This is a genomic window from Corynebacterium sp. NML140438 (assembly GCF_001875725.1).
Taxonomy (GTDB): domain Bacteria; phylum Actinomycetota; class Actinomycetes; order Mycobacteriales; family Mycobacteriaceae; genus Corynebacterium.
This window is the reverse complement of record NZ_MLCQ01000019.1, coordinates 1-12762: the sequence shown is the minus strand read 5'-3', so window position 1 is coordinate 12762 and position 12762 is coordinate 1. Positions and strand designations below refer to the sequence as shown.

Sequence of the window (12762 nt, the reverse complement as noted above, 5' to 3'; positions counted from 1 at the left end):
AATGGCTACAGCTCAAGTTGAGGCGCGCCCCCGGCGCCGAGCCGGGGACCGCGTCTTCGAGGGCGTATCGACGTCCTCTTCGGTTTTAATCACGCTCATCATTTCTGCGATTGGCGCATTCCTCCTACTGGAGGCGTTGCCACCGCTGCTGCGGAACGAGGGTGGCTTCCTCGGGTTCCTGACGTATTCGGGCCCGTGGGAGACGGCGAACCTGGACGCAATGCGTTTCGGTATCCCGAACTTGTTCTTCTCCACGGTGATGATCTCGCTCATCGCGCTGCTGATTGCGATGCCGGTCGCTCTGGGCGTGGCGCTGTTCCTCTCGAGCTTCGCGCCGAAGCGCATGGTGCGCCCGCTCGCGGTGCTGGTGGATTTGCTGGCGGCGGTGCCGTCGATCGTCTATGGCATCTGGGGCGCGAAAGTGCTGGGACCTGCACTGGGCAAATTTTATGAGTGGGTGCATTCCTGGGGAGGCGACTTCTTCCTCTTCGCGCACTACCAAAACTCGCCGTCGTTCGCGACGGGCCGAAACATCCTGACCGGTGGCATCGTGCTGGCCATCATGATCTTGCCGATCATCGCAGCCACCGCCCGCGAGATCTTCACGCAGACGCCGCGCGGTCTCATCGAGTCTGCGATGGCCTTGGGCGCGACGCGCTGGGACGTGGTTCGGATGACGGTGTTGCCGTTCGGCAAGTCCGGCTTCGTGGCTGGCTCCATGCTGGGTCTTGGCCGCGCGCTGGGCGAGACGATGGCGCTGTACATGGTGGTTTCCCCGGCACCGCTGTTCCGCGGCTCGCTCTTCGACGGCGGCACCACCTTCGCAACCGCTATTGCGAATGCATCGGCGGAGTTCAACAACCCGATTAGCGCTGGCGCCTACATCGCGGCGGGCTTGGTCCTGTTCGTGATTACGTTCGCGGTCAACGCTGCAGCGCGCGCGATTGTGAGGAGAAGTAAATGACAACAAAGCCTATGTCGCCATTTACCCCCGTGGCGAAGTCGCGCACGATCAAAAGCGCTGTGATGGGCACGCTCGTGGCTGCCACGATGGTGCTGGCGATGCTGCCGCTGCTGTGGCTGCTGGTCACGGTGGTCGGCCGCGGGTGGGACGCCATCAGCGACGTGTCCTGGTGGACCACCGACATGGTCGGTATCCGCGCCACCAAGGAGGGCGGCGGTGCGCTGCACGCGATTGTAGGAACGCTGGCGCAGACGTTGGTGGCGTCGATAATTGCGATCCCGATTGGCGTGGCCACAGCGATCTACCTGGTGGAGTATGACAAGGGCGGGAAGCTGGGCAAGCTGACCACGTTCATGGTGGACATCCTGTCAGGTGTGCCGTCGATTGTTGCCGCGCTGTTCATCTACGCGCTGTGGATCACGGTGCTGGGGCAGGCGCGCTCCGGTTTCGCGGTCGCGCTGTCGCTGATCCTGCTGATGCTGCCCGTGGTGGTGCGCAATACGGAGGAGATGCTGCGCGTGGTGCCGATGGATCTGCGTGAGGCGTCCTACGCCCTGGGCGTGCCGAAGTGGAAGACCATCGTGCGCGTTGTGGTGCCGACGGCCTTCTCCGGCATCACCACCGGCATCATGCTGGCGATTGCCCGCGTGATGGGCGAGTCTGCGCCGGTGCTGATCCTCGTCGGATCCACGCCGATCGTGAACTGGGCCGGCATGTTTGGTCAGCCGCAGTCCTCGCTGCCGCTGTTCATGCTGGACATGTGGAAGGCAGGCGGTACGGGTGCGGCCGCCGACAGGCTGTGGGGCTCGGCCCTCACACTGCTCATCATTGTTGTTGTGCTCAACGCGCTCGCGCGGTTGATTGCCGCGAAGTTTTCAGTGAAGAAATAAGGATTACGTGCAATATGTCGAAGCTTCAGATGCGTGACGTCAACATTTACTACGGTGATTTTCACGCGGTGCAGGACGTCACCATGGAGATTCCCGCGCAGGCAGTCACTGCGTTCATCGGCCCTTCGGGCTGTGGCAAGTCAACCGTGCTGCGCACGCTCAACCGCATGCACGAGGTGATCCCGGGCGCCTCCGTGCAGGGCGAGATTATTCTGGACGGCCACAATATTTACGGCAAGGACGTGGACCCGGTGTCGGTGCGAAGCACCGTCGGCATGGTGTTCCAGAAGGCCAACCCGTTCCCGACGATGTCCATCGAGGACAACGTCGTGGCGGGCCTGCGCTTGGCAGGGGTGAAGAACAAGAAGGAGCTCAAGGACGTCGCGGAGCGCTCCCTGCGCGCGGCGAACCTGTGGGACGAGGTCAAGGACCGCCTGGACAAGCCGGGTGGTGGCCTTTCAGGTGGTCAGCAGCAGCGCCTGTGCATTGCGAGGGCCATCGCGGTGCGCCCCGAGGTCTTGCTTATGGACGAGCCCTGCTCCGCCCTCGACCCGATCTCGACCTTGGCAGTGGAGGAACTCATCCACGAGCTGAAGGAGAACTACACCATCGTGATCGTCACGCACAATATGCAGCAGGCTGCGCGCGTGTCGGACAAGACGGCGTTCTTCTCCCTGGAAGCGACCGGTAAGCCAGGCCAGCTCATCGAGTTCGACGACACCACCACGATCTTCGAAAACCCGTCGCGGCAGGAAACCGAAGACTACATCGCTGGCCGCTTCGGCTAGTCGCTACTTCTTCGACCGGAACCGCCGCTCGATTGCTGTCAGCTTCGAGTGGCGGTCGAACGCGTCCTCGTCGCGCTGCTTCATGTACTCCTTCGGATTCAAACCCGTGACCAGGAAGACGACGCGCCCGGCGACGTTGACGCAGCGGTCCGCGTAGCGCTCGTAGTAGCGAGAGACAAGGGCCACGTCGACGGCCTCCCGCGCAGAGTGTTCCCAGGAGTCGGAGGTCGTAATAGCGTTGAGGTAGTCGTGGAGGTCGTCGACCCCTTCGTCGATCGCGTTGAGCTCCACGGCGACGTCCGGGTCCGGGTCGAGCAGCAGGTCATGCGTGATGTTGACCATTTCGTCTACACGCGCGGCCATCTCCGCGATCGGTGCGTGCTCCGTGTTCGGCAGTACGGGGTAGGGGTGGCGCAGCCGCGCCAGCTTCGCGATGTGCTTCGCCATCGCCCCCATCCGCGAGAAGTTCTCCACGATGTAGATCGAGGACAATACTTGGCGCAGATCCCCCGCCACCGGGTTCTCCAGGGCGAGCAAGCTCATGCTGCGCTCCTCGCAGCGCAGCGAGAGCTCCTTGAGCGGGTCGGACGCGTTGAGGGCATGCTCGGCGTCCTCAAGCGACTGCTCCAGCAGCGCCGTGGATGCCAACTGCATGACCTCGCGGACGGTATCGCACATCTGCAGCAGATCGCGGTTGAAGGCTTCAAGGTGTTCACGGTAGGCGGTACGCATGCTCGCCATAGTAATAGGTAAATGGGAGAGGCCTAGCGGCCTAGCCGCCGTTGTTTTCGATCTCGGCGCCCTCCGGCACGGTGGCGTCTTCCGGGTCGTCGAGCCATCCCTCTGGCAGGGCCACTTTGGAGGAGGAACCCTGGCGGCCGCGGGCGTCGTCAGCGTGTTCGGCGAGCTCCTCGGAGTCCGCAATGGTCGCCAGCAGCGCACCCAGTTGGTCAAGCGTTTCCACCCGAGCCAGGTCCTTGCGGAACTCGCCGCCAACCGGGAATCCGCGCAGGTACCAGCCGGTGTGCTTGCGGATGTCGCGGCAGGCCTGCCGCTCGCCGACGTGCTCCGCGAGCAGCTCCGCGTGGCGGGCGATGATGCCACTGACGTGCCCAAGCGTTGGCTCCGGCGGGATCGGCTCCCCGCGCAGTTGCGCACCAATTTGCGCGAACAGCCATGGCCTACCCAAGCACCCGCGGCCGACCTCCACACCGTGACAGCCGGTCTGCTCCATCATGTCGGTCGCATCCTTGGCAGCAAAGATGTCCCCGTTGCCGATAACCGGCAGCCCCGTGCCCCGCATGTGCTCCACCAGCCGAGCAATCTCGTCCCAGTGCGCCGCCCCGGAGTATCGCTCCGCAGCAGTGCGCGCGTGCAGCGCCACGGCTGCCGCACCTTCCTCGGCGGCGATCCGGCCAGCGTCCATGTGCGTGTGGTGGTCGTCGTCAATCCCGACGCGGAACTTCACCGTAATCGGCACCCCCGAACCTTCCGCCGCGCGGACGGCCGCAGCCACGATATTGCCGTACAGCCTGCGCTTATAGGGAATAGCGGAGCCGCCGCCGCGCCGAGTCACCTTCGGCACCGGGCAGCCGAAGTTCATGTCCACATGGTCGGCGATGTCCTCCTCGACGATCATGCGCACCGCCTCATAGGTGTAGGCGGGGTCCACGGTGTAGAGCTGCATCGAGCGCGGCTGCTCCACGTCGGCGAAGCTGATCATCTTGAGCGTCTTCTCGTTGCGCTCGACCATGGCGCGGGCGGTGATCATCTCGCAGACGTAGAGGCCTGAAGTGGTGCCGGTGAGCTCCTGCTCGATCTCGCGGCACAGCACGCGGAACGGCATGTTGGTCACGCCGGCCATCGGCGCGAGGAGGACGGGGGAGCTCAGCGCCAGGCCCCCGACGCTCAGATGTGGATTCATAGTGCCCCCATTGTTCCCGCCACTGCCTGCGCAGTCCAATTCGGAGGTCCACTTTGTTTGACGACGCCCGCTTTGTCCGACAGGGGTATCCGGTGAGGGTGACCTTTCTGGATGTTTCCGTAGATTCACACCGTTAGACCTAAGTCACAATTATGGTGGTGTGATATCTGAACCATCAACACGAAGTGAGGTTTTTAATGAGCGAGCGTATCGCGAGTGACAAGCTGCGCGCCAAGGTCATGACTGCAGAGGAAGCTGCCCAGTTCGTGAACCACGGAGATAAGGTTGGCATCTCTGGTTTTACCGGCGCCGGCTACCCCAAGGCGATGCCGGCTGCGATCGCGGCCAAGGCGACCGACGAGCACAACGCTGGCCGGGAGTACGCAATCGACCTGTTCACGGGCGCCTCCACGGCCCCGGAGTGCGACGGCGTGCTCGCAGAGGCAAATGCGCTGCGCTACCGAATGCCGTACCAGTCTGACCCGCAGATGCGTAACAAGATTAACGCCGGCGAGATGAAGTTCCAGGATATCCACCTGTCCCACTCCGGCATGATGGTTGAGCAGGGCTTCTTCGGCGACGTGGACGTCGCGATCGTCGAGGCCGTCCGTATCACTGAGGATGGCAACATCGTGCCGTCCTCCTCCGTTGGTAACTCGGTTGAGTACCTCAACGCGGCGAAGAAGATCATCATCGAGGTCAACGAGTGGCAGTCGCTCGACCTCGAGGGCATGCACGACATCTGGCTCGTGCCACCACTGCCGAACCGCATCCCGATCCCGATTACGAAGGCCGGCGACCGGATCGGTACCACCTACATCGAGATCGACCCGGAGAAGGTCGTCGCCGTCGTCAAGACCAATGCTGAGGACCGCAACGCGCCGTTCAAGGCCCCGGACGAGACCTCCGAGCGCATCGCCGCCAACTTCCTCGACTTTCTCGAGCACGAGGTGCGCCACGGCCGCCTCACCTACGACGGCTACGTCATGCAGTCCGGCGTGGGCAACGTCCCGAACGCCGTGATGGCAGGCCTGATGGACTCGAAGTTCGAGAACATCCAGGCATACACCGAAGTCATCCAGGACGGCATGGTCGACCTTATCGACGCCGGCAAGATGTCCGTCGCATCTGCAACGTCCTTCTCCCTGTCCCCCAAGTACGCGGACAAGATGAACGCGGAAGCCAAGCGCTACCGCGAGTCCATCATCCTGCGCCCGCAGCAGATCTCGAACCACCCAGAGGTCATCCGTCGCACTGGCCTGATCGCCTCCAACGGCATGATCGAGGCGGACATCTACGGCAACGCCAACTCCACGCACATCAATGGCTCCCGCATCATGAACGCGCTGGGCGGCTCGGGCGACTTCACCCGAAACGCTTACATCTCCTCGTTCATTTCTCCGGCGACCGCCAAGGATGGAGCGATTTCCTCCATCGTGCCGATGGTCTCCCACGTTGACCACACCGAGCACGACGCAATGGTCTTCATCACCGAGTTCGGCGTCGCTGACCTGCGCGGCCTCGCTCCGCGCGACCGCGTTGCAAAGATGATCGCGATCGCTCACCCCGACTACCGCCCACTGCTCGAGGAGTACGTGGAGCTGGCGTCGAAGAGCAAGTTCCAGCAGACGCCACACGATCTGCATCACGCCTTTGATTTCCACACCCGCATCATGGAAACCGGCACGATGAAGAAGTAGCGCCAGCTACGACACCGCGTCCGGGCCCGTCGGCGAGGCAGCAACCTCGATGCCGACGGGCCCGTCGACGTGTACGACCGCAATCACGGTGCGCTGCGGCAGTGCGCCAGGCAGCGGCTTGTGCAGCAGGACGTCGAGGAGGTGCTCCGCGGCGTCGATCGAGAGGTGCTCGGTTGGTTCGTCCAGCAGCAGGATGGGGGCGTCGCTGACCAGCGCGCGGGCGAGCAGGAGGCGGCGGCGTTGCCCGGAGGACAGTGAGTCCGCGCCGTTATCGAGCATGAAGTCCAGGGCGAACTCGAAGCCGGTCGTCTCCAGCGCCTCCGCCATGCGGGCGTCGCTGGCGTCGCCATTGGCAACCAGCAGGTTTTCACGCACCGTGGTTGCGAATACCCAGGCGTCCTCCGCGAACAGGCGAGCGCCTTCCGCGATAGCAGCTTTCCCGCCGGCCACAGGCAGCAGGCCGGCGAGCGTTTCCAGCATCGTGGTCTTGCCACAGCCGGATGGCCCGCGCACCAGCATCCGCTGCCCAGGGGCCAACTCGAAGTTCCACTCCTGGTCACCGTAGGCGGTGCGAAGCGCCTCCGCCCTGACCGCAACCCCGTCCGCGGGGTGGGGCAGGGGAGCGGCGCTGCGCTTCGTGACCTCGTCGGCGCGTTCCGCGACCTCGCGCAGGCGGTGGGCGCTACGCTTCGCCTGATCGGCGTGCACCGCGGCGCTCGCGAGTGGTCCGTGTGCCTCAAACGCGGCCAGCGGCAGCATCACCAGCATGCCCAACCACACCGGGTTGCCCGTATATGTCTCGACGGCCAACCACGTAATCAACAGCGCACAGATGCCCGTGGCCCACGCCTGGATCGCAGCTGCGGTGGCCTCCGGGCGCGTGGACTGCGCCCATGCCCTGCTCGCCTGCGCCGAAGCCACCGATGCCTGCTCGATCAGCGCGTCGCCCTTGCCGGCGACGGCGTACTCCACCCTGTCGTGCAGCACCGAATCGAGCTGCAGGGTAAAAGCATTCTCGGCTTCGACCAGGAAGGTGTTGCGCGAAGCGCGCGTCGCTAAGTAGGGTATGAGCAGGCCGGTAAGCGCGAACCCGCCCACCATCACTACCGCTGCCAGTGGGTGCAGCAACGCCGCACCGGCGACCGCCACCACCGTGAGCACGATCGCCACCCCGCGCGGGATGAGCGTGCGCACGATGAAATCCGTCACGCGCTCCGTATCCGCCACCAGCAGCGCCTGCCCCTCACCACGACCCACACGGCCGGTCGCAGCCTGGGCGTCGTACATGGTGGCACGCAGCGTCGTCAGCGCCCGCAGGCCCAGCTTGTGCGCCACCAACCTGTCGAGGTAGCGGAACACCGCCCGCGAAATACCCAGCGCACGCACAGCAGTCACCGCCACCGAGAGATCCAGCACCGGCGGCATCTCCCACGCGCGCGTAATCAGCCAGCCAGACAACACCGTCAGGCTCAGCGCCGCCAGCAACGTAATCGCCCCGGCGATGATTGGGCTGATCAGGTCACGGGGGCGCACCTGTGCGATGCGCAGCAAAAACTTCAAGTCACTCATACCTGTACCACCTGGTCCGCGGCGTCGAGAACCCGCTGGTCGTGGGAAACAACCAGCACCGCCGCGCCACGCCGCGCCAGCTCACGCATCCTTCGGATGACCTCCTCGACGAGTTCGGGTGATAGGTGCGCAGTCGGCTCGTCCAGAACGTACACGTCCGCATCCGCGGCGAAGGCGCGAGCAATGCCGACACGCTGCCGCTGGCCTGCGGAAATGCCGTCTCCATATGGGCCGACAGCGTGCGCCTCAGACACGCCCACCAGGTCTGCGTCCCCGTGCGCGCCAAACAGCGCCACGTTCGATCCCACGGTCCCAGGCTCCATCGCCGGGGTCGCAGGCAGATACGCCACCTTCTTTTCGACGCCCACTTCGCCCCCCACCATCTCATCCGGCAACTGGCCCAACACCGCCAACAGTGTGGTTGACTTACCGGAGCCGTTCGCGCCGGTCAGCACCGTGATCTGGCCGTGCGGGGCGTCGAAGGTGAGCCCATCCGGGCGGATTCCGTCTCGTCCGCGCACGCTGAGGTTGCGCACCCGCACACCGTCAGAGTCCGAGATGTAGGAGCCGGTGGTGGCGGAGGGGGCGTCGAGAAGCTCGAGGACACGCTCGGCAGCACTCAGACCGTCGGCCGCGGCGTGGTAACTCGCGCCGACCCTGCGGATCGGGGCGAACACCTCCGGGACAATGATGAGCACCGTCAGCCCAGCCAGCAGCGTGATGGAACCTGTCACCAGCCGCAAACCGATGCTCACTGCGACCAACGCCACCGACAACGTTGCGATGAACTCCAACGCAAACGAGGACAGGAACGCCAGGCGCAGCACCCCCATGGTGGAATCCGCGTGCTTGCGCCCCGTCTGGCGAATCTGCTGTGCAGGGCGCTGCGTGGCGTGCAGCGCGCGCAACGTTGGGGCACCGGCCAACAGATCCGACAACTGAGCACCCAGCCCAGCCGTCACCTCCAGTCGGCGCTGCGTATGATCCGCCGTCAACTTGCCGATCAGCACCATAAACGCGGGGATCAACGGCAGCGTGATCAGGCAAAAGACGCCCGAGAGCCAGTCGAAGTAGAAGATCACCGCGACCACGATTGGGGTGCCGATGGCCGTCGAAAAGAGGGCGGGGAGGAACTCCGTGAGATAAGGGCGGAAGTCCGTAATGCCGCGCGTGAGCACGTGACGCCACGTCGCCGAATCCTGCTCCACCGCGCGCGGGTCCTGCTTCGCCAACGCCCGCAGCGCCTTCGTCCGCAAGTCCTCTACAACGCCGCCGACCGCATCGGCGGACCAGCGCTGCGCTACCCACGACAACACGCCGTGGGCCACAACAACGCCAGCAAGCGCCAACAGCAACGAGGCACGCGGAACCGCGCGCTCCGTCACCGCCGACGCAGCAACAACCCCAATCAAAATACCCCGGGCCACCAGCAGCAACGTGTCTGCAGCTTGCGCAACGCCCGTGCGCACAATGAGTTGGCGCACGGGCGGAACGAGGCGAAGTAGCCGGGGGTCAACCGGCGAGGCCATAGCCTAAACCGACACCCTCTTCCGGAACGCCCAGTAGGTCCAAATCTGACCAGCCAGCACGATCGGGGTGAGGCACACAGCCGCCCACGTCATCACCTTCAGGGTGTATGGCGAGGAGGACGCGTTACGGATATCCCAACCAGCGAACACGTCGCTTGTCGACGGCATCACGTCCGGGAACAGCGAGCCGAACAGGACAATCGCGCAGCAGATGATGGCGAACGCCGTCATCCAAAACGCCAAGCCGTCCTTGTTGCCAACAATGCCAACCACGGAGACGATCAGGCCAACTGCAGCCAGGACTAGCGGGATCCAGGTCCAGCCAGCGCCCAGGGTCAGCTGTACCCACAGCAGGTAGGCCGCGCCGACCACGATCGCCGGGCCAGCCACGAACTTCTTCGCGAACTCGTGCATTTCAGCACGCAGCGGGTCATGCGACTTAAAACCGAGGAAGGTTGCACCGTGCAGCATGAACAGCAGTACGAACGCCACACCGCCCAGCAGGCCGAGCGGGTTCAGCAGCCCCAGGAACCCATCATGGAAGGAGTCCAGGCGGCCCTGCTCATTCAACGGGACACCAATCACGATGTTCGTGAACCCAACACCCCACAGCAGCGTAGGCAGATAGGAGCCGAACGCCGTGCCGGCGTCGCAAAGCCTGCGCCACTTGAGCGTGTCCACCTTGACGCGCCATTCCAAGCTCACGCCGCGGACAATCAAGCCCATAAGAATGAGCACAAGTGGCAGGTAGAAACCAGAGAACAGCGTGGCGTACCACTCAGGGAACGCCGCGAAAATCGCAGCACCACCCGTGATGAGCCACACCTCGTTACCGTCCCAGATCGGGCCGATCGTCCTGATTGCCGCCGTGCGACGACGATCATTCTCAATCTCATCGCCCTTCATGAACGGCAGCAACATACCAACGCCGAAGTCAAAGCCCTCCAACACGAAATAGCCGGTGAAGAAGACTCCGATGATCACAAACCAAAGCACTTGCAAGTCCATGATTTACAGCTCCTTGTTGTCCGCAGCGGATGTAGTTGCGCCGGACTCAGACTTGAAGCTCAGCGGCTCCAACTCGGTCTCGGCGTTTGGGCCGTAGAGCACGTCCTTGAGGCGCTTTGAGTCGCCCTCGTGGAGCCCAGGCTGATCCATGCCCTTGCGGACCTGACGCTGAATGAGCCATACCCACAGCACCGCACCGATGCCGTAGAGCACCGTGAACAGCACCATAGAGAGCAGCACCTGCCACGGCTGGTGGTCAGAGACACCGAAGTCAAGCAGCATGTGAATGTTCTGTTCCATCCCCGGGTGATCCCCACCCTGGAACGCAGGGTTCGGATGGACGATCCACGGCTGGCGGCCCATCTCAGTGAAGATCCAGCCCGAGATATTCGACAGCCACGGCGCCGGCAGCGCCACCAGGCACAGGGTACCCAGCCACTTAGCAGTAGGAACGCGCTTGCCGCGGGTCACCCACAGGCCGACAATCGCCATGACAACCGAAACCACGATGAAGAAGATCATCATGCGGAAGGACCAGTACGTCACGAACAGGTTCGGGGTGTAGTTGCCCGGACCGTACAGCGACTCGTAGTACTGCTGCAGATCCAGCACGCCCTTCAACTCAACGCCGGACAGCTTGCCCTGCGCCAGGAACGGCAACACAAACGGCAGGCCGATCAGCTGCGTTGCGGACTCGCAGTCGTTGTACGTCGAGATAGAGAGAACAGAGAAGTGCGGGTCCAGCTCAGTGTGGCACAGCGCCTCTGCCGACGCCATCTTCATCGGCTGCTGCGTAAACATCAGCTTGGCCAGCTCATCACCAGTCAGCGTGATCAGCACTGTCGCAGCCAAAATGACCCAGGCGCCGAAGCGGGTGCAGGAACGCCACACCGTCGCGGCGTCGCCATTCGGGTCGCCCTTGCGAGCCTCGCGGATCATCCACCAACCAGCGACGCCACACACCAATGTGCCGGCGAGCATCCAAGCGCCGAACACCGCGTGCGGGAACGCCCACAGCACAGTCGGGTTCGTGATCAGAGCCTTAAAGGAAGCGAGCTCAGCGCGGTTCGTCTCCGGGTTGAATACAGCGCCCACCGGGTGCTGCATAAACGAGTTTGCAGTAATAATCCAGAACGCCGAAATGTTTACGGCGATCGAAACAATCCAGATCGACGCAAGGTGTGCCCACTTCGGCAACCTGCCCCAACCGAAAATCCAGACGCCAAGGAAGACGGATTCAAAGAAGAACGCCGTCAGACCCTCGAAAGCGAGCGGTGCGCCAAACACGTCTCCAACGAACGAAGAGTATTCAGACCAGTTCAAACCGAACTGGAACTCCTGGACGATGCCTGTGACAACGCCCATCGCGAAGTTGATGAGGAAAATGTTTCCGAAGAAACGGGTCGCGCGGTACCAGCGCTCGTCGCCAGTCTTGTGCCAAATGCTTTGCATAATTGCAACCATCGGCGCGAGCCCCATGGTCAGTGGGACAAATAGGTAGTGATAGACCGTCGTAATGCCGAACTGCCATCTTGACAGATCGACTAAATCTAGCGGCATTGTGACTCCTTCAACGTGAACAACCAATAAAGGTTATGGTCATATATTTACAGTAGCAGCGGCCGAAAACCCGCAACTTGCTGGGGGTATGACCATATATGGGGGTAGCATTCCTGTGCTTCTTTTCGGAGGAGATGAGCGATTTCTGCACACCCTTTAGTTGTGCTAAGTTGTTCCGCACGGGCCTTTAGCTCAGTTGGTAGAGCTACGGACTTTTAATCCGCAGGTCGCGGGTTCGATCCCCGCAGGGCCCACATTCAGCGCCACACGACTCCGGTCGGTGGCGCTTTTTGTTACTACACTTTGCGGAATCTAGGCCGCGATCTCCTTGAAAACTCACGATGCGCTGGCGATTTGTGATGTTATTCCGCATCGGCTTATGATGGTCGGGCTGTTAACGCAGCGGGCCCCCATCGTCTAGAGGCCTAGGACTCCGCCCTTTCACGGCGGCAACACGGGTTCGAATCCCGTTGGGGGTACTTCAATCGTGAGGTTGAAATATAAAAGCATATGGCCCTGTGGCGCAGTTGGTTAGCGCGCCGCCCTGTCACGGCGGAGGTCGCGGGTTCAAGTCCCGTCAGGGTCGCCATTGTCCTCAGTCGCGACATAGTTGACAACTCAGTCGCGACATGGTGGACAAACCGGTGCCTTGGTTTTTATTTTTCCGAGGCACCGGTTTTGTGTTTAGGCCAGTGGAGGTTGGCCTTTTCGCCAGTATGGTTTTTGGTAATTGCGAGACGTGTCGATGTAGTGCTCGGTGATGATTTCGCCGGTCTCTTTTAGCGATGTGGTCACGTGGTTATCGGTGATGACCATCAGGATGTGTTTGC

At 62.8% G+C, this 12762-nt stretch carries 10 protein-coding genes, 3 tRNA genes and 1 pseudogene; 7 read left to right on the top strand and 7 right to left on the bottom strand.

What is annotated here, in order from left to right; all coding sequences use genetic code 11:
- Window position 1 precedes the first annotated feature (1 nt).
- The 3 genes from pstC to pstB are packed head-to-tail and all read left to right on the top strand — an operon-like array spanning window position 2 to window position 2642.
- The gene (gene pstC, locus BJP08_RS06075) at window positions 2-964 is read left to right on the top strand and encodes a phosphate ABC transporter permease subunit PstC (protein WP_070361949.1); all 963 of its coding nucleotides are present in this window, start codon (window positions 2-4) and stop codon (window positions 962-964) included.
- Window positions 961-1854, top strand: a complete 894-nt coding sequence (pstA, locus tag BJP08_RS06070; RefSeq protein ID WP_070361950.1) for a phosphate ABC transporter permease PstA — start codon at window positions 961-963, stop codon at window positions 1852-1854. Before pstC ends, pstA begins: the two co-directional genes overlap by 4 nt.
- Before the next feature lie 14 nt (window positions 1855-1868).
- Complete coding sequence (pstB, locus tag BJP08_RS06065) at window positions 1869-2642, top strand: phosphate ABC transporter ATP-binding protein PstB (protein ID WP_070361951.1); 774 nt, start codon at window positions 1869-1871, stop codon at window positions 2640-2642.
- 3 nt (window positions 2643-2645) lie between these two features.
- Here pstB and BJP08_RS06060 read toward each other — a convergent pair whose 3' ends face one another.
- Together BJP08_RS06060 and dusB are read right to left on the bottom strand one after the other, a co-directional pair.
- Entirely contained in the window at window positions 2646-3374 is a 729-nt protein-coding gene (locus BJP08_RS06060; RefSeq protein WP_071568770.1) for a PhoU domain-containing protein, read from the bottom strand.
- Window positions 3375-3414: 40 nt separating this feature from the next.
- Window positions 3415-4566, bottom strand: coding sequence for a tRNA dihydrouridine synthase DusB (gene dusB / locus BJP08_RS06055; protein ID WP_071568769.1), 1152 nt, complete (start codon window positions 4564-4566; stop codon window positions 3415-3417).
- A gap of 197 nt (window positions 4567-4763) precedes the next feature.
- Here dusB and BJP08_RS06050 point away from each other — a divergent pair, with 197 nt between their 5' ends.
- On the top strand, window positions 4764-6266 hold the full coding sequence (locus BJP08_RS06050) for an acetyl-CoA hydrolase/transferase family protein (protein WP_071568768.1): 1503 nt from the start codon (window positions 4764-4766) through the stop codon (window positions 6264-6266).
- Window positions 6267-6272: 6 nt separating this feature from the next.
- Here the strand turns inward: BJP08_RS06050 and cydC are convergent, their stop codons facing one another.
- Genes cydC through BJP08_RS06030 form a run of 4 tightly spaced genes read right to left on the bottom strand, consistent with a single transcriptional unit; the run spans window position 6273 to window position 11932 of the window.
- Window positions 6273-7835, bottom strand: a complete 1563-nt coding sequence (cydC, locus tag BJP08_RS06045; protein WP_071568767.1) for a thiol reductant ABC exporter subunit CydC — start codon at window positions 7833-7835, stop codon at window positions 6273-6275.
- Window positions 7832-9364, bottom strand: coding sequence for an ABC transporter ATP-binding protein/permease (locus tag BJP08_RS06040; RefSeq protein ID WP_071568766.1), 1533 nt, complete (start codon window positions 9362-9364; stop codon window positions 7832-7834). Before BJP08_RS06040 ends, cydC begins: the two co-directional genes overlap by 4 nt.
- Window positions 9365-9367: 3 nt before the next feature.
- Entirely contained in the window at window positions 9368-10372 is a 1005-nt protein-coding gene (gene cydB / locus BJP08_RS06035) for a cytochrome d ubiquinol oxidase subunit II (RefSeq protein WP_071568765.1), read from the bottom strand.
- Window positions 10373-10375: 3 nt separating this feature from the next.
- Window positions 10376-11932 (bottom strand): cytochrome ubiquinol oxidase subunit I, encoded by a 1557-nt coding sequence (locus BJP08_RS06030; RefSeq protein WP_071568764.1) that lies wholly within the window; start codon window positions 11930-11932, stop codon window positions 10376-10378.
- Between the two features lie 181 nt (window positions 11933-12113).
- Between BJP08_RS06030 and BJP08_RS06025 the strand changes: the two genes are divergently transcribed.
- From BJP08_RS06025 to BJP08_RS06015, 3 genes are all read left to right on the top strand, one after another.
- Window positions 12114-12186, top strand: a tRNA-Lys gene (locus BJP08_RS06025).
- 152 nt (window positions 12187-12338) lie between these two features.
- Window positions 12339-12411 (top strand) — tRNA-Glu (locus BJP08_RS06020).
- Window positions 12412-12444: 33 nt separating this feature from the next.
- Window positions 12445-12521 (top strand) — tRNA-Asp (locus BJP08_RS06015).
- Between the two features lie 95 nt (window positions 12522-12616).
- On the opposite strand, the pseudogene BJP08_RS11395 reads toward BJP08_RS06015, so the two are convergent.
- Window positions 12617-12762 (bottom strand): annotated as a pseudogene (locus tag BJP08_RS11395) (IS481 family transposase); the annotation flags it as partial.